This is a genomic window from Pseudomonas sp. C11 (assembly GCF_034683865.1).
GTDB lineage: Bacteria > Pseudomonadota > Gammaproteobacteria > Pseudomonadales > Pseudomonadaceae > Aquipseudomonas.
Genome location: NZ_JAWIIP010000006.1, coordinates 70876 through 91394, shown reverse-complemented (window position 1 = coordinate 91394; position 20519 = coordinate 70876). Strand labels below are relative to the sequence as shown.

The 20519-nt window shown below is 65.0% G+C and carries 16 protein-coding genes; 3 read left to right on the top strand and 13 right to left on the bottom strand.

All coding sequences use genetic code 11. The features are described from left to right. Positions 1 to 33: 33 nt before the first annotated feature. The 13 genes from VC352_RS11485 to VC352_RS11425 all read right to left on the bottom strand — a co-directional run bounded on the left by VC352_RS11485 (position 34) and on the right by VC352_RS11425 (position 18035). On the bottom strand, positions 34 to 2814 hold the full coding sequence (locus tag VC352_RS11485) for a hybrid sensor histidine kinase/response regulator (RefSeq protein ID WP_322979691.1): 2781 nt from the start codon (positions 2812 to 2814) through the stop codon (positions 34 to 36). A gap of 120 nt (positions 2815 to 2934) precedes the next feature. Further along, a complete protein-coding gene (gene purD / locus VC352_RS11480) occupies positions 2935 to 4224 on the bottom strand; it encodes a phosphoribosylamine--glycine ligase (protein WP_322979690.1) in 1290 nt (429 codons plus the stop codon). A 128-nt stretch (positions 4225 to 4352) separates the two neighbouring features. Beyond that, positions 4353 to 5960 carry a bifunctional phosphoribosylaminoimidazolecarboxamide formyltransferase/IMP cyclohydrolase gene (gene purH, locus VC352_RS11475; protein ID WP_322979689.1) on the bottom strand — a complete coding sequence of 536 codons (1608 nt, stop codon included), beginning with the start codon at positions 5958 to 5960 and terminating at the stop codon, positions 4353 to 4355. 74 nt (positions 5961 to 6034) lie between these two features. Continuing rightward, complete coding sequence (fis, locus tag VC352_RS11470) at positions 6035 to 6355, bottom strand: DNA-binding transcriptional regulator Fis (protein WP_003242613.1); 321 nt, start codon at positions 6353 to 6355, stop codon at positions 6035 to 6037. Then, the gene (dusB, locus tag VC352_RS11465; RefSeq protein ID WP_322979688.1) at positions 6352 to 7350 is read right to left on the bottom strand and encodes a tRNA dihydrouridine synthase DusB; all 999 of its coding nucleotides are present in this window, start codon (positions 7348 to 7350) and stop codon (positions 6352 to 6354) included. The genes fis and dusB overlap by 4 nt, the downstream gene beginning before the upstream one ends. A gap of 220 nt (positions 7351 to 7570) precedes the next feature. After that, complete coding sequence (locus VC352_RS11460) at positions 7571 to 8836, bottom strand: DUF3426 domain-containing protein (RefSeq protein ID WP_322979687.1); 1266 nt, start codon at positions 8834 to 8836, stop codon at positions 7571 to 7573. Between the two features lie 121 nt (positions 8837 to 8957). Beyond that, positions 8958 to 9836: a 50S ribosomal protein L11 methyltransferase gene (gene prmA, locus VC352_RS11455; RefSeq protein WP_322979686.1), complete on the bottom strand. Its 879-nt coding sequence runs from the start codon at positions 9834 to 9836 to the stop codon at positions 8958 to 8960. A 129-nt stretch (positions 9837 to 9965) separates the two neighbouring features. Beyond that, positions 9966 to 11321 carry an acetyl-CoA carboxylase biotin carboxylase subunit gene (accC, locus tag VC352_RS11450; RefSeq protein ID WP_322979685.1) on the bottom strand — a complete coding sequence of 452 codons (1356 nt, stop codon included), beginning with the start codon at positions 11319 to 11321 and terminating at the stop codon, positions 9966 to 9968. Positions 11322 to 11338: 17 nt separating this feature from the next. After that, positions 11339 to 11800 (bottom strand): acetyl-CoA carboxylase biotin carboxyl carrier protein, encoded by a 462-nt coding sequence (gene accB, locus VC352_RS11445; RefSeq protein ID WP_296234160.1) that lies wholly within the window; start codon positions 11798 to 11800, stop codon positions 11339 to 11341. A 50-nt stretch (positions 11801 to 11850) separates the two neighbouring features. Continuing rightward, the gene (gene aroQ / locus VC352_RS11440; RefSeq protein WP_322979684.1) at positions 11851 to 12297 is read right to left on the bottom strand and encodes a type II 3-dehydroquinate dehydratase; all 447 of its coding nucleotides are present in this window, start codon (positions 12295 to 12297) and stop codon (positions 11851 to 11853) included. A 122-nt stretch (positions 12298 to 12419) separates the two neighbouring features. Continuing rightward, positions 12420 to 14198: a protein-disulfide reductase DsbD gene (locus VC352_RS11435; RefSeq protein ID WP_322979683.1), complete on the bottom strand. Its 1779-nt coding sequence runs from the start codon at positions 14196 to 14198 to the stop codon at positions 12420 to 12422. A gap of 163 nt (positions 14199 to 14361) precedes the next feature. Further along, on the bottom strand, positions 14362 to 15405 hold the full coding sequence (locus VC352_RS25425; RefSeq protein WP_416340157.1) for a methyl-accepting chemotaxis protein: 1044 nt from the start codon (positions 15403 to 15405) through the stop codon (positions 14362 to 14364). A 1016-nt stretch (positions 15406 to 16421) separates the two neighbouring features. After that, on the bottom strand, positions 16422 to 18035 hold the full coding sequence (locus VC352_RS11425; RefSeq protein WP_322979681.1) for a PleD family two-component system response regulator: 1614 nt from the start codon (positions 18033 to 18035) through the stop codon (positions 16422 to 16424). Positions 18036 to 18291: 256 nt separating this feature from the next. Between VC352_RS11425 and VC352_RS11420 the strand changes: the two genes are divergently transcribed. The 3 genes from VC352_RS11420 to VC352_RS11410 all read left to right on the top strand — a co-directional run bounded on the left by VC352_RS11420 (position 18292) and on the right by VC352_RS11410 (position 20513). Then, positions 18292 to 19344, top strand: a complete 1053-nt coding sequence (locus VC352_RS11420) for a DUF2333 family protein (RefSeq protein WP_322979680.1) — start codon at positions 18292 to 18294, stop codon at positions 19342 to 19344. Next, positions 19344 to 19892 carry an NUDIX hydrolase gene (locus VC352_RS11415; RefSeq protein WP_322979679.1) on the top strand — a complete coding sequence of 183 codons (549 nt, stop codon included), beginning with the start codon at positions 19344 to 19346 and terminating at the stop codon, positions 19890 to 19892. Before VC352_RS11420 ends, VC352_RS11415 begins: the two co-directional genes overlap by 1 nt. A 249-nt stretch (positions 19893 to 20141) precedes the next feature. After that, the gene (locus tag VC352_RS11410) at positions 20142 to 20513 is read left to right on the top strand and encodes a translation initiation factor Sui1 (RefSeq protein ID WP_322979678.1); all 372 of its coding nucleotides are present in this window, start codon (positions 20142 to 20144) and stop codon (positions 20511 to 20513) included. The last annotated feature ends 6 nt before the right edge of the window (positions 20514 to 20519 follow it).

Here is a 20519-nt window from a genome sequence, read left to right as displayed (position 1 = left end):
CCATCGATAATCAGGCGGCGGGGTTCATAGACACTACGACGGCTCGCGCTGGCGCTGCAATTCGCGTTCGGCGATCCAGTGTTCGAGCAGCTCGCGCAGTTGCGACAGCTCCACCGGTTTGGACATGTGGCCATCCATGCCCACGGCGCGCGCGCGCTCCTTGTGTTCGTCGAGGATATGCGCAGTCAGTGCGACCACCGGGGTGCGCGGCCGACGCTCGGCGCTTTCCCAGGCGCGCAGTTGCTCGGTGGCGGAGAAACCGTCGAGCACCGGCATTTCACAGTCCATCAGCACCAGATCGTAGTGCTGGGCTTTCATCGCGCTGAGGGCTTCCTCGCCATTGCTGGCAGTGTCCGGCTTGAGGTTGAGCTTGCCGAGCATGCCGCGGATGACCTTGGTGGAGATGGTGTTGTCCTCGGCCACCAGAATGCGGAAGTCCGTCGGCACGTTGAGCGGTGTGCTGACCGGTGTCGGTGCGGCCTGGGCGGGTGTGTCGTTGGGGCGCTGCGCCAGTTCGTCGGCCAGGGTGGTCTTGAGCGTGTAGCCGGCCACCGGCTTGGCCAGGATGCGCTTGATCCCGGCATTGCGCGCGATCACCTTGCTTGGCGCGTTGCTGATGCCGGTGAGCATGATGACCAGGATGTCGTGGTTGAGGCTCGGGTCTTCCTTGATTCGCGCGGCCAGTTGCATGCCGGTCATGCCGGGCATGTCCTGGTCGAGCAGCACCGCATCGAAGTATTCGCGCATGTGCGCCTTGGTGCGCAGCAGGGCCAGGGCTTCCTTGCCGGACGGCACGGCGCTGACCTGCAGGCCCCAGGCGTTGCACTGCTGCACCAGCACCTTGCGGCAGGTGTCGTTGTCGTCCACCACCAGTAGGCGAGCGCCCTGCAGTGGGCTGTCGAGGTCGGTTTCCGGCTGTTCCAGGCGCGCGGCATCGAGCGGCAGTGCCAGCCACAGCGTGGTGCCCTGGTTGCCACTGCCCTGAATGCCGAACTCGCCGCCCATCAGGCGCACCAGTTGGCGCGCGATGATCAGACCGAGGCGGCCGCCCAGGCGGGTGGCCGAGAGGAAGTCGCGGCTCTGCAGTTCGGCGTTGAGCAGGGCGTCGCGTTCTTCGGCCTGCAGGGGGCGGCCACTGTCCTGCACGGCGATGCGCAGGCGATGTTGGCCGTTGCTGCTGTCCAGCGCGGCGACCAGCAGGATCTCGCCTTCGTCGGTCTGCTTGAAGGCGTTGTCCAGCAGGCTCAGCAGGGCCTGGCGCAGGCGCGTCGGATCACCACTGATCACCCGTGGCACCTGTGGCTGGATGAAGCTGATCAGCTCGACCTTCTGTTGCTCGGCCTTGGCGCGGAAGATGTCGAGGCAATCCTCGATCAGCGCGTTGAGGTCGAACTGCACGTCGTCCAGCTCGATCTGCCCGGACTCTAGCTTGGAGATGTCGAGAATTTCGTTGATCAGGGTGAGCAGCTCATTACCCGAGCTGTGGATGGTCTGCACGTAGTCGCGCTGCTTGGCCGACAGCGGCGTGCCCAGCAGCAGCTCGGTCATGCCCAGTACGCCGTTCATCGGCGTGCGGATCTCGTGGCTGATCTTGGCCAGGAACTCGGCCTTGGCGCGCAGCTCGGCGCTGCTGGCGGCCAGCGCGGTGCGGCTGTCGAGGGTGTCGTAGTTGATCTGGCGCTGACGCTCGGTCAGCGACACGCTGAGGATCAGGCCGGCCAGGGTCGCGACGCTGAACACACCAAGCACCAACCAGCCGGGGTTGAGCTGATCGAGGCCGAACAGCACTGGCACGAACAGGCCGAAGCCCATGTTGAACACCAGCGTGCCGACCATCACCAGGCGCATCGGCTGGTAGCCGGCGCGCCAGTGCAGGGTGCTGACCAGCAACAGGTTGATGGTGCTCAGCGCCACCAGCGCATAGACCAGCGAGCTGAACCAGAGCAGCCCGGTGAGGGCGATGATCAGCCCATAGATCAGGATCAGCAGGGCGTTGACTTGCAGCAGGCGATTGAGCGAGCTGCGCTGTACCTGTGAGCCGCGGACGAAGGCCAGGCCGAAGGCCTGCACGCTGAAGGCGGCGGCGAGGGCCGAGAGATCGGCGATCAGTGACTGGTTGTAGCCCAGTTGCGGCAGCCACTGGGCGAATACGCCGAGGTTGGCCGCCGAGCAGATGCTCAGGTTGAAGTTGACGCTGGCCAGCCACAGGCCACTGGCGCTGCGGCTGTAGAAGAAGCGCACCAGGTTGTACAGGGTCAGCAGCAGCAGCGCGCCGAACAGCACGCCGTAGAGATAAGCGGGTTTCTCCAGCCCCACCAGTTCGGCCTGATCCATGATCTTGAACCAGGTCATCAGCGGGTGGTTGGAGGTCAGGCGTACGTAGGCGATGCGCGTCTGTTGGTCATTGGGCAGGGGCATCAGGTAGAAGCGCGAGGGCAGCGGACGCGAGTCCAGCGGCATGGCTTCGCCGGTGTGCAGGCTCTGCTCCAGTTGGCCGTCGCGCAGCAGGTAGTAGTCGAGGTACTGCACCCGTGGCGAAAAGATCCACAGCCAGGTCGGTTCGCTCTGCGGCGGTAGCTCAACGCGCAGCCAGACGGCGTGTTCGCTGGGAGGGAAGGTGAAGGACTGTTTGGCGAGGGGTTTGAATTGCTGGCGCTGGGCGCGAACCTCTTCCAGGCTCAGGCGTGCACTTTCATCGACCAGGTAGGACCAATTCTGTCCACCTGCTGGCGTGCCTACCGCCTTGGCCGCGAGAGGCAGGGCGAGCAGCAGCAAGCTGACGAGGAGTCCTATGGCAGTCCTGAGCCGGTACACGGGCAATTCCCTTCTAAACGAGTGGCCGGATTATAGCCAAGCATCTGCCAGGGGGAATACGACGCAGGCAGGCATTTGTAGACCTGCCGTCGGCCTGCGTCGCATCTTCGACTGAAAGGATCAGCTTTCGCCGCGTTCGCGGGCGATGGCGCGGTAGCCAATATCGTTACGGTGGAACATGCCGTTCCAGCGAATCTTCTCGGCCAGGCGGTAGGCCTGCTGTTGGGCGTCGGCCACGCTGGCGCCGATGGCGGTGGCGCACAGCACGCGGCCACCGGCGGTGACGATCTGGCCGTCTTTCAGCGCGGTTCCGGCGTGGAACACCTTGCCGTCGAGCTTGGCGGCGTCATCCAGGCCTTCGATCACGTCACCCTTGGCGTAGTCGCCCGGGTAGCCACCAGCGGCCAGCACCACGCCCACGGTCGGACGCGGATCCCAGGTCGCTTCGACCTTGTCCAGCGCCTTGGCCAGCGCGGCCTCGACCAGCAGCACCAGGGAGCTTTCCAGGCGGCACATGATCGGCTGGGTTTCCGGGTCGCCGAAGCGGCAGTTGAACTCGATTACCTTCGGCGCGCCGGCCTTGTCGATCATCAGGCCGGCATAGAGGAAGCCGGTGTAGACGTTGCCTTCGCTGGCCATGCCGCGCACGGTCGGGTAGATCACCTCGTCCATCACGCGCTTGTGCACCTCGGCGGTGACCACCGGAGCCGGCGAGTAGGCGCCCATGCCGCCGGTGTTCGGGCCGCTGTCGGCATCGCCAACACGCTTGTGATCCTGGCTGGTGGCCATCGGCAGCACGTTGTGGCCGTCGACCATGACGATAAAGCTGGCTTCCTCGCCGTCGAGAAACTCTTCGATCACCACGCGGGCGCCGGCGTCACCGAAGGCGTTGCCGGAGAGCATGTCGCGCACGGCGTCCTCGGCTTCGGCCAGGGTCATGGCGACGATCACGCCCTTGCCCGCCGCCAGGCCGTCGGCCTTGATGACGATCGGTGCGCCTTTTTCGCGCAGGTAGGCCAGGGCCGGCTCGACCTCGGTGAAGTTCTGGTAGTCGGCGGTGGGGATCTTGTGCCGAGCGAGGAAATCCTTGGTGAAGGCCTTGGAGCCTTCCAGCTGAGCGGCGGCGGCCGTGGGGCCAAAGATGTCCAGGCCGCGCTTGCGGAACAGGTCGACCACACCTTTGACCAGCGGCGCTTCCGGGCCGACGATGGTCAGCTGCACGTTCTGCTCGGCGAAATCAGCAAGCTGTTCGATGGCCAACACGTCGATGGCGACGTTCTCGCACTTGGCTTCGACGGCGGTGCCGGCGTTGCCCGGGGCGACGAAGACTTTTTCGACGCGCGGGTCCTGCGCCACTTTCCAGGCCAGGGCGTGCTCGCGGCCGCCGCTGCCGATGATCAGTACGTTCATGGGGTTCTCCTGAGCGTAGCCCGAATGCAATCCGGGGCTTTCGAATGAGGGCGTTCCCGGATTGCATCCGGGCTACGTTGCCAGCAATGCCGAGCGTGGGTGGATGGCCGAAGCCATCCACCAGCCAATCAGTGACGGAAGTGACGCATGCCGGTGAATACCATCGCGATTCCAGCCTCGTCGGCAGCGGCGATCACCTCGTTGTCACGCATCGAACCACCCGGCTGGATCACCGCGGTGATGCCGGCCTTGGCGGCGTTGTCGATGCCGTCGCGGAAGGGGAAGAAGGCATCCGAGGCCATGACCGCGCCCGGTACCGGCAGGCCGGCGTGCTCGGCCTTGATCGCGGCGATGCGCGCGGAGTTGACGCGGCTCATCTGGCCGGCGCCGACGCCGACGGTCTGGCGGTTCTTGGCGTAGACGATGGCGTTGGATTTGACGAACTTGGCCACTTTCCAGGCGAAGATCAGGTCGTGGATTTCCTGCTCGCTCGGTGCGCGCTGGGTGACGATCTTCAGGTCTTCTGCCTTGATCATGCCGATATCGCGGCTCTGCACCAGCAGACCACCATTGACGCGCTTGAAGTCCCAGCCCGCAGCGCGCTCGGCCGGCCACTCGCCGCATTCGAGCAGGCGTACGTTGGCCTTGGCAGCCACCACTTCACGGGCAGCAGCGCTGATTTTCGGGGCGATGATCACTTCGACGAACTGGCGCTCGACGATGGCCTGGGCGGTTTCACCGTCCAGCTCGCGGTTGAAGGCGATGATGCCGCCGAAGGCGGATTCGGTGTCGGTGGCGTAGGCCAGGTCGTAGGCCTTGCGGATGCCGCCTTCGTCTTCCGGTACCACGGCCACGCCGCACGGGTTGGCGTGCTTGACGATGACGCAGGCCGGCTTGACGAAGCTCTTCACGCACTCCAGCGCGGCGTCGGTATCAGCCACGTTGTTGAACGACAGTTCCTTGCCTTGCAGTTGCACGGCGGTGGAGACGCTGGCTTCGCCCTTCTTCGCCTCGACGTAGAAGGCCGCGCTCTGGTGCGGGTTCTCGCCGTAGCGCATTTCCTGCGCCTTGATGAACTGGCTGTTGAAGGTACGCGGGAAGGCGCCGCGGCTTTCGGTGGAGAGGGTGTCCGCCGCCTGGTCGATGGTGCCCAGGTAGTTGGCGATCATGCCGTCGTAGGCAGCGGTGTGCTCGAAGGCCTTGAGTGCCAGGTCGAAGCGCTGGGCGTAGGTCAGGCCGCCGGCTTTCAGAGATTCGATGATGCCGGCGTAGTCACCGGTGTTGACCACGATGGCCACGTCTTTGTGGTTCTTCGCTGCCGAACGCACCATGGTCGGGCCGCCGATGTCGATGTTCTCGATGGCATCGGCCAGGTCGCAATCAGGCTTGGCTACGGTGGCTTCGAAGGGGTAGAGGTTGACCGCCACCAGGTCGATCGGCTTGATGCCGTGCTCGTCCATCACCGCGCCGTCCAGGGCGCGACGGCCGAGGATGCCGCCGTGGATCTTCGGGTGCAGGGTCTTCACGCGGCCGTCCATCATCTCCGGGAAGCCGGTGTAGTCAGCGACTTCCACTGCGGCCACGCCGTTGTCCTTGAGCAGCTTGTAGGTGCCGCCGGTGGAGAGGATCTCGACACCGAGGGCGACCAGTTCGCGCGCGAACTCGAGGACACCGGTTTTGTCGGAAACGCTGATCAGCGCGCGGCGGACGGGCAGAAGGGTGGTCTGGTCGGTCATTTCACTATCCATCAGAGCGGGGATATCAGCAAAAAAGGCGGCTCATGCGGGCCGCCCTTTTCGGGAGTTCTGGGTTACAGCAGGTCGTACTGCTTGAGCTTCTTGCGCAGCGTACCGCGGTTCAGGCCGAGCAGTTCGGAGGCCTTGGTCTGGTTACCTTTCACGTGGTTCATGACGGTTTCCAGCAGCGGCGCCTCGACTTCGGTGAGCACCAGGTTGTAGACGTCGGTGACGTCCGCGCCCTCGAGATGGGCGAAGTAGTTGTGCAGCGCCTTTTCCACGGCGCCGCGCAGGGTCTGACCCTCTTCGCTCGGCGTGTTCAGGTGCTGTTTAAGGCTGGTGTTGTCACTCACGGGTGCAATTCCACTCACTAAGGTCTCAGTCATCAACGTCATGCGGCCACCTCGTTCCCTTCTTCGTGCCGTTCGCGGAAAAACGCGCGAACCTGGGCGCATTGTGCGTCCGTGCTGTCCAGACGATTGAATTGGGCGCGAAACTCCCTGGCGCCCGGCAGGGTTGCCAGATACCAACCGACATGCTTGCGGGCAATGCGTACGCCCATCACGTCGCCATAGAAGGCGTGCAGTGCGGCCAGATGCTCTAGCAGAATGCGTTCCACCTCGATCAGTGCCGGCGGCGGCAACAGCTCACCGGTGCGCAGGTAGTGATCGATCTCGCGGAAGATCCACGGCCGCCCCTGGGCGGCACGGCCGATCAGCAGCGCGTCGGCGCCAGTGGCGTCGAGCACGGCTTTGGCTTTTTGTGGGGAGTCGATGTCGCCATTGGCGAACACTGGAATGCTGATCGCCTGCTTGATGGCGGCGATGGTGTCGTACTCGGCTTCGCCGGTGTACAGGTCAGCGCGGGTGCGTCCGTGTACAGAAAGTGCAGTGATGCCGGCATCTTCGGCGATTTTCGCCACGGTAATGCCGTTCTTGTTCTGTCTGTCCCAGCCGGTACGGATCTTCAGGGTGACCGGGACGTCGACCGCGCCGATCACCGCGGCGAGGATCTCGCGTACCAGCGGCTCGTCGCGCAGCAGGGCGGAGCCGGCGGCCTTGTTGCAGACCTTCTTCGCTGGACAGCCCATGTTGATATCGATGATCTGCGCGCCCAGCTCGACGTTCTTGCGGGCGGCGTCGGCCATCATCTGCGGGTCACCGCCGGCGATCTGTACCGAGCGTGGCTCGGGGTCACCGGCGTGCAGCAGGCGCAGGCTGGACTTGCGGCTATTCCACAGGCGCACATCGCTGGTGACCATCTCCGACACCACCAGGCCGGCGCCGAGGCGGCGGCACAGTTGGCGGAACGGGCGATCGGTGACACCGGCCATGGGGGCCAGAATCAACCGATTGGGCAATGTGTATGGGCCAATGCGTGGGGCCGACATGGGGCATCCCTGCTGGGTTGAGTCGAATGGCGATCAACACCTTGCCTCCACTGTCTTCGGCGGGAAGACGATGGTGGGCGGGTGCTCGCGAAAGGGTGGGCATGATACCCGCTCTGGATGACCGGATAAAGGCCGTTTTGAACAAATTCTGAACAGCCTCCGGCTTATTGCCGGAGGTTAGGTCGCAAGGCGCAAACTCAGGCTGGACGCGGGCTTGCGGCTATTCCGGGGAGTGAAAGCTGAGGCTGTAGTTCACCGCGCGTGGGCCCGGGTCGAGGATGTCCAGCGAGATATGGATAGGGGTTTGCGGGGGCATTTCGCTCTGCCCGGCCAGCTCGCCAGCAAGGTATTCACTGGGTTTGAAGCGGCGACTGGCCACCAGTTGCCCGCCCATGTCGGCAAAGCGCATTTCCAGCAGCGGGAACGGCTGGGCGAAGGGCGCGCGGTTGTAGAGGATGGCGTCTACCACCAGGGCGCCGGAAAACTCGGGGTGGCTGCGCACCACCAGGTTGCTGCTGCGGATCTGGCTGATGTCCACCTTCGACGGCAGGCTGCAGCCGATGTTCGGGCACAGCTGTTCGAACCAGGGGCGGTAACGATCCTGGCGTGCCAGCTCGTCGAAGTTGTAGGCGGCGTACTGACCCAGCAGGCCCGCCAGCGCAACGAGATTGAGCAGGCCCCAGCCGAATACGCGGCCCCAGGCGATGCCCTGGCGCGGCTGCCAATCCAGTTGCAGCGGTTCGTCATCCAGTTCGAACAGGCGTTCGCGCCCCAGATTGGGTTCGCTGCGTTGCGGCCGTTGCGCTTGCTCGGTTACGGCCGGCTCCGGCTCTGCGGGCGATTCGTCAGCAGAGTCATCGGTCTCGATGTCGAGGCGGCCCAGGCGAGGTTCGTGCGGTTCCTCGTCGATGCTGTCGGCTGGGGCCTGGCTCACGGGCGCAGGCGGTGCTGGCGGTGCTGGCGGTGCGGGGCGGAAGGCCGGGACTATGGGCTCGTCTGGTTCCTGCGCGCGTGCATGTGCCTTGCGTTGGTGCTCGGCATTCGCCTCTTCGCGTAGCAGGGCTTCGGCCCAGGCCTCGTCGTGCGCAACCTGGCGGGGTTCGTCGGCCGGCTTGAAGCCTTCGCTGGGGCGCGGTGAAGGCTCCAGGGCGAGGAACTGTTTCGACAGCTGTTGTTCCTGCTCTTCCAGCTTGGCCAGTTCTTCATCGAGGTCGAGCCCATCCAGATCCAGATCGTCGTGGATCCACAGGGTGTCGTCGGTCGCTTTGGCTGCTTTAGGAGCGGCCGCCGCTGGCGGCGTTACGCTGGCGGCCGGGGCTGCGGGCTTGGGGACTCGCGCTGCCGCCCCGAACAATTGTTCGGCGGCGTTGAACACGTGCAGGCAGGCCCCGCAGCGCACGGCGCCATGGGCAGCGGCCAGCTGCGCCTGGCTGACGCGGAAGCTGGTGCGGCAATGGGGGCACTGGGTGACGTGGCTTTCGCTCATGCAGGAGTCCGATTGATCGAGGCGCTTAGTCTAAAGGAGCGGCTTCAGGCTGCAAGCCACAGGCTGCAGGCAGATGCCAGCGCGGCCGAATGCTATCCCGGTTCGCCTGCAGCCTGCCGCATCAGCGCTTGACGCCGCTGATGCGCACCCAGCCATCCTTCTCGGCGGTCGGGTCGAGGACGAAGGCGTCTGCGTAGGCGGCGCGTACTTCTTCTGCCTGCTCGGCCAGGATGCCGGAGAGCGCCAGGCGTCCACCGGCTTTGACCAGCGCGCTGATCTGAGGTGCCAGAGAAACCAGCGGGCCGGCGAGGATGTTGGCAACCACCACGTCCGCAGGCTGCTGCGGCATGTCCGCAGGCAGGTAGACCGGGAAGCGCGCCGGGTCGATGCCGTTGCGCGAGGCATTGTCGCGCGAGGCTTCCAGGGCTTGCGGGTCGATGTCGGTGCCGACGGCTTTGGGCGCGCCGAGCAGCAGGGCGGCGATGGCGAGAATGCCCGAGCCGCAGCCGAAGTCGATCAGGTCGCAGCCTTCCAGCGGCTGGCCGTCGAGCCACTCTAGGCACAGGGCGGTGGTCGGGTGGGTGCCGGTGCCGAAGGCCAGGCCTGGATCGAGCAGCAGGTTGACCGCTTCCGGCTGCGGTGCGGCGTGCCAGCTCGGCACGATCCAAAGGCGCTGGCCGAAACGCATCGGCTGGAAGTTGTCCATCCAGCTGCGTTCCCAGTCCTGATCTTCGATGTGCTCGATCTGGTGCTCGGGCAGGCTGCCGCCGCACAGCAGGGTCAGGTGGGCGATCAGTGCCGCTTCGTCGGTATCGGCTTCGAACAGCGCCAGCAGGTGGGTGTTCGACCACAGCGGGGTGGTGCCCAGATCCGGCTCGAAGATCGGCTGGTCTTCGGCATCCATGAAGGTCACCGACACCGCGCCGATGCTGAGCAGGGCGTCTTCGTAGGTTTCCGCCTGCTCAGGCGTGATGGCGAGACGAACTTGTAACCAGGGCATGGGAAACCTCGTGAAGGGCGCGCGTTTGGCCGCGCAGCTTACTTGAAGGGCAAGGCGGCTTGCCAGTTCGGTGCCGAAACGACAAGGGGCCGCCCGAAGGCAGCCCCTGTCATGACAGCGAGTCAGGACTCAGTGCTTGTCCATACCCAGCTTCTTCTCCAGGTAGTGAATGTTCACACCACCTTTGAGGAAGCCCTTGTCGCGGGTCAGATCGCGGTGCAGCGGTACGTTGGTCTTGATGCCGTCGACGACGATCTCGTCCAGGGCATTGCGCATGCGCGCCATCGCTTCGTCGCGGTCACGACCGTAGGTGATCAGCTTGCCGATCAGCGAGTCGTAGTGCGGCGGAACGCTGTAACCGCTGTACAGGTGCGAGTCGACGCGTACGCCGTTGCCGCCTGGAGCGTGGAAGTGCTTGACCTTGCCGGGGCTGGGCATGAAGTTGTCCGGGTCTTCGGCGTTGATTCGGCACTCGATGGCGTGGCCGAGGATCTTCACGTCTTCCTGCTTGATGGACAGCTTGTTGCCAGCGGCGATGCTGAGCATTTCCTTGACGATGTCGATACCGGTGACCATCTCGGTGACCGGGTGCTCCACTTGCACGCGAGTGTTCATCTCGATGAAGTAGAAGCGGCCGTCCTCATAGAGGAACTCGAAGGTACCGGCGCCACGGTAGCCGATCTCGACGCAGGCATCGACGCAGCGCTTGAGCACTTCGGCGCGGGCCTTCTCGTCGATCAGCGGGGCTGGGGCTTCTTCGATCACCTTCTGGTGGCGACGCTGCAGCGAGCAGTCGCGGTCATACAGGTGAATGGCGTTGCCCTGTCCGTCGGACAGCACCTGGACTTCGACGTGACGCGGGTTGCCGAGGAATTTTTCCAGATAGACCATCGGGTTGCCGAACGCAGCACCGGCTTCGGTGCGGGTCAGCTTGGCCGACTTGATCAGGTCTTCTTCCTTGTGCACCACGCGCATGCCGCGACCACCGCCGCCGCCAGCGGCCTTGATGATCACCGGGTAGCCCACTTCACGGGCGATGCGCAGGGCTTCTTCCTCGTCTTCCGGCAGTGGGCCGTCGGAGCCGGGAACCACCGGCACGCCGGTTTTGATCATGGCGTCCTTGGCCGATACCTTGTCGCCCATCAAGCGGATGGTGTCAGCTTTCGGGCCGATGAAGGCGAAACCGGATTTCTCCACCTGCTCGGCGAAGTCGGCGTTCTCGGCGAGGAAGCCGTAGCCCGGGTGGATGCCCGTGGCGCCGGTCAGCTCAGCGGCGCTGATGATGGCCGGGATGTTCAGGTAGGACTGCGCGCCAGGTGCCGGACCAATGCAGACGGACTCGTCGGCCAGGCCCAGGTGCATCAGTTCGCGGTCGGCGGTGGAGTGCACGGCCACCGTCTTGATACCCAGCTCCTTGCAGGCGCGCAGGATACGCAGGGCGATTTCGCCACGGTTGGCGATCAGGACTTTTTCCAGCTTCTGCATTGCAGGCTCCCCGCGCATCAAACGATGGTGAACAGGGGCTGGTCGTACTCAACCGGCTGGCCGTTTTCCACCAGAATGGACTCGATCACGCCGCTGGCTTCGGCTTCGATGTGGTTCATCATCTTCATGGCTTCGACGATGCACAGGATGTCGCCTTTCTTCACGGTCTGACCGACTTCGACGAAGTTGGCCGAGGTCGGCGAAGCAGCGCGGTAGAAGGTACCGACCATCGGCGAGCGAGCGACGGTGCCGTTCAGCTTCGGTGCGGCAGCCGGGGCGGCTTCAGCGCTCGGAGCGGCAGCGGCGACAGGCGCGGCTACCGGAGCCGGTGCAGGTGCGTACATCGGTTGCGGGGCGTAGGCCGGTTGTTTGCTGTGACGGCTGATGCGTACGGACTCTTCGCCCTCTTTGATCTCCAGCTCGTCGATACCGGACTCTTCCAGCAGCTCGATCAGTTTCTTGACTTTACGGATATCCATGAAGGTTCAACTCCCAGAGGTGAGGTAGGACTTGTCTACCGAGCGTCGCGTCAGGCGCGCTCGGCCAGTTGTTCGAGTGCCGCTTCCAGGGCCAGCCGATAACCGCTGGCGCCCAGGCCGCAGATCACTCCTACTGCAACGTCGGAAAAGTAGGAGTGATGGCGGAAAGGTTCACGCTTGTGCACGTTGGACAGGTGCACTTCGATGAATGGGATGCTCACCGCCAGCAACGCGTCACGTAATGCGACGCTGGTATGTGTGAAAGCGGCCGGATTGATCAGGATGAAGTCGACACCCTCGCCCTTGGCGGCATGAATGCGGTCGATCAGTTCGTACTCGGCATTGCTCTGCAGATGCAGCAGGTGGTGGCCTGCATCGCGGGCGCGCTGCTCCAGATCCTGATTGATCTGAACCAGGGTGGTGGCGCCGTATTTGTCGGGCTCGCGGGTGCCCAGCAGGTTGAGATTGGGGCCGTGCAACACCAGTAGGGTGGCCATGCTCGAATTCCTTGTTGTTCAGGCTGCGCGGGACTATGCCGCAGGCGGCCTGTTGTCAGCAATACCCGGCACGTTGCCCGCCAATTGCGGCAGAAATATGACTATAGCAGGCGTTTCGGTCGTTACCGGGAAGCCTTCGCGCTTTCCAGGCGAGCCGCGAAGGCCGGCGCGTCGATTTCACCGACGACGCGCAGATCCTGCAGCTCCTCGCCAGTGCCGGCGAACAGCTGAATGGCCGGTGGGCCGAACAATTTGTAACGATCGAGCAGGGCGCGTTGGGCGGCGTTGCTCTCGGTGATATCGAAACGAACCAGGCGCCAGCCGGCCAGTTTGCTACCGACATCGGCATTACCGAACACCTCGCGCTCGATCACCTTGCAGCTGATGCACCAGTCCGCGTACCAGTCCAGCAGCAGCGGCTGACCCGCCGCCTTGGCCTGGGCCAGTGCGGCGTCCAGCTCGGCGGGGCTGGTGAGCGTCTGCCAGGCATCGCTCTTGGCGCTGCTGGTACTGAGGTTACCAGCCTGCAGTTGGCCGAGCGGTTTGAGCGGATCGGTCGCGCCTTGCAGGGCGCCGACCCAGGCCGCCAGGGCGTAGACCAGCAGGGCCAGGCCGGCGATCTGGCCGAGCTTCTGCCGGTGCGTCTTCGGCCCGAACTCCAGGGCGCCGAGGAACACTGCCACGCCGCCGGCCAGCAGGCCCCACAGCGCCAGGCTCAGGCTGCCTGGCAGCACGCGCTCGAGCAGCCAGACCGATACGCCCAGCAGCATCACGCCGAACGCGTTGCGTACCGTCACCAGCCAGGGGCCGGATTTTGGCAGCAGCGCACCGCCGCCCGCGCCGAACAACACCAGTGGCGTGCCCATGCCCAGGCCCAGCGCGAACAGTTGCAAGCTGCCACCCACTGCGTCGCCAGTGCTGCTGATATACAGCAGCAGGGCCGTCAGCGGCGCCGTGATGCAGGGCGAGACGATCAGGCTGGAGAGCACGCCGAGGGTCGCGGCCCCGGCGATGGTGCCGCCGCGTGTCTTGTTGGCGCGCTGGTCGAGGCGCTCGCGAATGAATGCCGGCAGGCGCAGTTCGAAGACGCCGAACATGGCCAGGGCAAACAGGCTGAAGAAGGCTGCGAAGGGCACCAGAATCCAGGGCGACTGCAGCATGGCCTGCAGGTTGAGGCCGGCGCCGAACAGCCCCATCAGCGCGCCAAGCAGCGCATAGCAGGCCGCCATCGGCAATACGTAGGCGAGCGACAGAACCAGGCCACGGGAATTACTCGGGCGGCCGCGCAGCACCACGCCGGAGAGAATCGGCAGCATCGGTAGCACGCAGGGGGTAAAGGTCAGGCCCAGCCCGGCGAGGAAGAACAGAGCCAGGTCTTTCCAGTCCCAGCTCGCCGGCGCAGCAGCTCCATTCGCGGTGCCGGCGGGTACATCGCCAATCTCGATGAATTCGGTTTCTGGCGGATAGCACAGGCCCTTGTCAGCGCAGCCCTGGTAGCCGACCTGCAGGCGCAGTGGACGGTTGTCCGGGTTGTCCAGCGGCAGGCGCACATCGAGCACGCCGTAGTAGACCTCGGTGTCGCCGAAGAACTCGTCGTGCTTGGGCTTGCCGGGTGGCAGCTCGGGCGTGCCGAGTTGCAGATCCGCCGGTTCGACCTTGAAATTCAGACGGTGGCGGTACAGGTAATAGCCTTCGGTGGCGACGAAGCGCAGGGTCACGCTCTTGGCATCGCTGCTCACCAGGCTCAGCTTGAAGGCCTCGCGCACGGGCAGGAAGTCACTGCTGTTGTTCAGCGGCGCGCCCAGAGGCGCAGGCGCCGGGCGTTGATCCAGCAAGCTGGCGGCGGCGGGCAGGCTCAGGCAGAGCAGTAGCAGCGGAAGCAGCAGACGGCGCAGTGACATCGGACGACTATCTCGGCGAAAGGTGGCGGCATGATACCGGAAAGCTCCCGCCCACAGCGCCGTCGCCGCGCCGGGCTGTCGATTGCTGCGGATGGGCGGAGCCTTGGAAAGGCCGGTGCGCGACGAGTTCCCACGTGCGCCGTCTTGTCGCAGCCTGAGCCTGCTAAACGCGAAATGCCTGCACTGCCTCGTGCAACTGGCCGCCGAGTTGCAGCAGGCGCTCGCTCTCGTTGCGCCCGGTGGCGATGAGGCCGAGGTTGTCGTCGCCCAACTGGTGGATGCGTTCACCGTGCTCGCGAATCTCGCCGACCGCCTCGCTCTGCTGGGCCGTGGCTTCGGCGATGCGGGCCGCCATGCTGGCGATGGTACGGATGGCGGTGACGATCTCGTCCAGGGCGCCGTCCGCTGCCTCGGCCTTGCCTGCGGTGGCTTCGGCATGTTCCACCTGCTCGCGCATGGCGTGCACCGATTGCCGCGCGGCCGTCTGCAGGCGGCCGATGACATCCTGAATCTCGGCGGTGGCATGACCGGTGCGTTGCGACAGCGAGCGCACCTCGTCAGCGACCACGGCGAAGCCGCGGCCCGCTTCGCCGGCACGCGCCGCCTCGATGGCGGCGTTGAGCGCCAGCAGGTTGGTCTGTTCGGCGATACCACGAATCACCGTGAGCACGTTGCCGATGGTGGTGGTTTCCTCGGCCAGGCGCTCGATGGCCTGGGCGTTGCTCTGCACTTCGCCGACCAGCGCATGCAGGCCTTGCAGGCTTTCGCCGATGACGCGCTGGCCCTGACCCAGGGCCAGGTCGGCGGCTTGGCTGGCCTCGGCGGTCTGGCTGGCGTCGGCCGCGACCTGGCCGATGGTCGCTTCCAGTTCGCCCAGGGCGTCGCGGATCAGCGCGGTGTCGTTGGTCTGGTGCTGGGCGCTGCCGTGCAGGCCGCTGCTGAGTTCGGCAAGCGAGCGGCTGGCACCGGCGACTTCTCCCGCGTGGCCGTTGATAGTGCCCACCAGCTCCACCAAATAGCGCCGCAGGTGGTTGAGCGAGGCTTCGATGTCGCGCAGCTCACGAATGCGCGAGTCGATACCGATGGCGCTGGTGAAGTTGCCGCCAGCCCAGGCCGACAAGGCCGGCACCAGTTGCCCCAGCACGCGTGACAGGCGGCGCTGGATGCGGTCGATGATCAGTGCGATGAGCAGGATCAGACCGATCATCAGGCCCTGGATCACCCGTACCTCGGCCTGGATGCGTCCGTACTCGCCCTTGACCAGCGGCTCCAGTGCGGCCAGCGCCTGCTGCACTTCGGCGACCCGCGCACTGGTGGCCTTGGCCAGGCTCTGGCGCTGTTCGACCAGCTCGCGGGTGCGCTGCAATTCGCCCGGGTAGCGGCGCAGCAGTGAGCCAAGCTCGCGCTTGAGGGCGATGCCGCGATCCTCGGCCTGGCTTTGTTGTTCGCTGTCGTCGAGTCCGAGCATGGCGGCGAAGCCGTCACTGGCCGAGCTGGAGGCCTCTTCCACGCCGAGCAGCGGCAGTGCTTCCAGGCGCTCCACCTGCTGGCCGAGGGCGCCGAGCTCGCGCTCCACGTCGCTGATCAGTTCGCTGCGGCCCAGGCTGACGAACCGGTTGCGCGCATGCGCCAGGCGCAGCAGGCGGCTGCTGGCCTCGAACAGCGGCGCGCGGTAGGCCTCGGCCGGGCTGCCAGTGGCGCTGCCCGCGTATGCGGCGAGTTGACCCAGGTTGCCGCTCATTTCACGCTCGGCCTGTACCAGCAGCGCTTGCGGATCGCCGGCCAACTTGCCGGCGGCGAGCAGTTCGCTGGCGGTGAAGCGGCGCAGTTGTTCCAGGCTGGGGCGCAGCTCTTCGGCCAGTTGCGGGGGCAGCTCATCCAGTGCCTGGCCGAAATCCTCCATGGCTTGGGTGGCCGCGCTGTGCTGCACGGCATTGCCGCTGGCCAGATAGGCCTGGATGTTGTCTGCCACCTCATGCTGGAACTGCTGCGATAGCCCGAGGTAACGCTCCATCAGTTGCACGGGCTGTTGCAGGGCGCGTTGCGACCACCACAGCGTGGCCGCCAGCGCCACGCAAACGGTGACCAGCAGCAGTGTGTTGAGGTTGGTAAGCAGCTTGAGGCGCATGGCGGGCTCGATCGACGACTGAACGATGAGCCCTGAAGATATTTCAGATGCGTGACAGTCTTATGACGCTGTGCGCCCTGTCACAGTGCCATTCGTCACTCGGCGCGGTACAGCTCCACCCGATTACGCCCACCATGCTTGGCAACGTACAACGCCTCGTCGGCACGTTTGGACAGCGTGTTGCCGTCCAGGCCAGGCTCCAGCATGGCGATGCCGCAACTGAAGGTGCAGCTCAGATCCTGCGGTTGCGCGGGGTAGTGGATTTCGGCGAAGCGCTGGCGGATTTCCTCCAGCACCTTGAGCGCCGATTGCGCGTCGGTGTCGGGCAGCACCACGGCAAATTCCTCGCCACCGTAGCGGCCGATGTGGTCGGTCTTGCGCAGGCGCTGCTTGAGAAACAGGGCCAGGCCCTTGATCACACGGTCGCCCATGGGGTGGCCATAGGTGTCGTTGACCTTCTTGAAATGGTCGATGTCGAGCATGGCGAAGGCCAGCGGTTGCTCCTCGCGGCGGGCACGGAAGCAGGCGTCGTCGAGTAGTTGCAGGGTGTGGGTGTGGTTGTACAGACCGGTGAGGCTGTCGCGCACCATGCGCGCCTTGAGGTTGCGCGCGCGCGCCGCGCGGTTGCGCACGGTGGCGATCAGGTGGCGCGGCTTGATCGGCTTGGTGAGGAAGTCGTCGCCGCCCTCGCTCATGGCGTCGAGCTGCTTGTCGAGGTCGTCCTCGGCCGACAGATAGATGATCGGCACACTGACGTAACGGTCGTTATGGCGGATCACCTTGGCCAGCTCGGTGCCATTGCACTCGGGCATGTACATGTCGAGGATGATCAGATCCGGTTGGAACTCGGTCAGCGCATCCATGGCCAGGATGGGCTCGGTCAGCGTATGGGTGAGGATGCCGGCGCTGTTGAGCACGCGCTCGGTGTGAGTCGCCTGCGCCTTGGAGTCGTCGACGATCAGCACCTTGTACGGGTCGTACTGCACGACGTGAGTCAGCACTTCGATGCGCTCCAGCAGGCTGGACGCATCGAGCGAGCCGGTGAAGAACTCCTGGCCGCCGGCGCGTACCGCAGCCAGGCGGGTCGGCGTATCGGTATCGCAATGGCTGTAGAACAGCACCGGTATCTTGTGCTCCAGCCCCTGTTGCACGGCATTGGCGAGTTCCAGGCCCGCGCCGGCGAAATCCACGTCCATGACGATGGCGGCAGGGTGGCGCTCGCCCACGGCGGCCTTGAAGGCATCGGCATTGGCCAGAGCACGCGCGGCGAGGCCGAAGAACTCCAATTGTTGAGCCAGGCGCTCGGCGCGGTCACCGTCCTGCAGGGCCAGGTAGACCGGCTTGCGCAACGGCGGCAGGAAGGTCTGCTCGAAGTGGTCGCCATGGCGCAGGCCGGTGCGCGACAGGCGTTGCATGGTCTGGTTGAGCTGGGCGATCAAGTGGCTGTTGAGACGGCCACGGTTCTCGCCGACGGCGTCCAGGCTGTTGCAGATGCTTTGTGCCAGTTGACCGTGTTCGGCCTGCTCGAAGCGTTCGGCGTAACGCAACAGGCGCACCGTGGCCTCGCCGAGTTCGGCCATACCGGATTCGTTCCATTCGCTGCGTTGCAGGCGCTGCCAGACTTCCAGCACCTGGCGCGCCTGATGGATCACGCGCTGGGCGAAGTGATGTTTCAGGCGATCGCGACTGGGGTCTGGCAACTCGGTCATGGGGCCGACTTCCGGTGGCAAAAAGTGGTGGCTGGATGCTATCACTGGCGCCATGGTCATTGACATTGCCGTCGATCAATTGACGCCTCTATTTCTGTCGACTAGGCGACAAAAATGTAGATTTCTCATCCCGGCGGTAAGTTTGCCGCCTCGCCCTGCGCTTTGCCGTCTGCTTGCCTTATAGTGCGGAACGGGTCGCAACCCATGCCGGGGTTCGCGGTCGAACACATGAATTCGCTGATGAAAGGACACTGCCATGCTGGACTGGAAGAATCGTGCGACGCCCTCGGACGGCGGCACCGACACGGCCACCGGAGGCAGCCGCAGTGGCGGCAGCCTGATCGCTCGCGCACTGGGTGGCCTGGTTGGTGTCTACCTGCTGATCGCCCTGGTGGTGGGTTGGTACTGGAGTCAGGAGCCTGCCGCCTTCCAGGTGCAGCAGCACGCTCAGGCGGCCGCGCAGCAGGCCCAGCGCCAGTTGGTGACCGGCTACACCACGGTGGAAACCCTCAAGCAGGTGGCCTCCACGCTGCTCGACAAGCCCGGTGGCTACCTCTCCAACGACCTGGCCCCGCCCGGTCTGTGGCTGGACAACATGCCCAGCTGGGAATACGGCGTGCTGGTACAGGTGCGCGATTTCTCCCGGGCCTTGCGCAAGGACTTCTCGCGCTCGCAGTCGCAGTCCACGGAGAACACCGATCTGGCCAAGGCCGAGCCGCGCTTTCACTTCGATAACAAGAGCTGGGCGTTGCCGGCTTCCGAGTCCGAATACCGCGAAGGCATCAAGTCGCTGGATCGCTACCTGGCCGACCTGAGCCAGCAGAACGCGCAGTTCTATACCCGCGCCGACAACCTCAACAACTGGCTGGGTGATGCCGGTACTCGTTTGGGTTCGTTGTCCCAGCGGCTGTCCGCCAGCGTCGGTCAGGTACGTCTGAACGAGAGTCTGAAGGTCGGCAACGATGCCGAGGAGGCCGGTCTGGTCGGTGAGGGCGGGGTGTACGAGACGCCCTGGCTGCAGATCGACAACGTGTTCTACGAAGCCCGTGGTCAGGCCTGGGCGCTGGCGCATCTGCTGCGTGCCGTCGAAGTGGACTTCGCCGACGTGCTGGCGAAGAAGAACGCCACCGTCAGCGTGCGCCAGATCATCCGTGAGCTGGAGGCGGCGCAGGCGACCCTGTGGAGCCCGATGATCCTCAACGGCAGCGGCTACGGCATCCTCGCCAACCACTCGCTGGTCATGGCCAACTACATCTCGCGGGCCAACGCCGGCCTGATCGACCTGCGCCAGTTGCTGAGCCAGGGTTGATGGCGGCGATCTCGGCAGCCGAGGCGGCGCATCGCGCGGCCTCGGATCAGGAGCGCGTGGCCTGGGTCGATGAGCATGACCAGCCGCTCGGCGGCGTTTCCCGCGTCGAGTTGCGCGAGCGCCGGCTGATCGGTCGCGGCACCTATATCTTCCTGTTCAACTCGGCCGGTTTGCTGTGCGTGCATCAGCGTACCCTGAGCAAGGCGCTGTACCCAGGCTACTGGGACGTAGCGGCGGGCGGTATGGTGCTCGAAGGTGAGGACTATCGCCTGTCTGCCGAGCGTGAGCTGGCCGAGGAACTGGGCATCGTCGACGCCGAGCTGGTCGAGCATGCGCACTTTTTCTATGACGCGCCGGAAAGCCGGCTGTGGTGCATGGCTTACTCGGCGGTCTCCGATGCGCCGCTGCTGTTGCAGCCGGAAGAGGTGCTGGAGGCGCGCTTCATCAGTATCGACCAGGCGCTGGAGGAGACCCGTCGTCTGCCCTATTGCCCGGATTCGCTGGCGGCGCTGGAGCGCTACTTAAACAGGCCGCTCGCAGCCGGCTGAGCTGCGCAAGCCGCAGGGCGGGGGCAACCCGCCGTTTTTGTTGTGGCGGGTTGCACTCGCCCTACCGGTTGCGTCGCCAAAGTGCCGCACAATGACGCAAATCCATACTTAGCAAGTGCGGCCTTTGCCGTTACACTGCGCGGCCTTTTCAGCGGACGTCTGTCCGCTAGCGCTGCCCCTGCCTGAGTGGGGCTTCGCGGTCGACTGAGGTCGGCCAGTCGCTATCCTGACCCCTACGAGGACAAGCCGGTGGTCAAGAAAGCCTCTTCATTTTCCGCCTTGAGCGGTCTCGTCTACTCCACCGATGGCGGTCGCCATTGCCCGGATTGCAACCAGCCGGTGGATGCCTGTATCTGCAAGCAGACGCATATCCCGGAAGGCGACGGCATTGCCCGTGTACGCCGTGAAACCAAGGGCCGTGGCGGCAAGACCGTCACCACGGTGAGCGGCGTGCCGCTGGCCGAGGAGCCGCTCAAGGAACTGGCCAGCGCGCTGAAGAAGCGCTGCGGCACCGGCGGTGCGCTCAAGGAAGGGATCATCGAGATCCAGGGCGACCACGTCGAGCTGCTGCTCGCCGAACTGAGCAAGCGCGGCTTTACCGCGAAGAAGTCCGGCGGCTGACGCCCC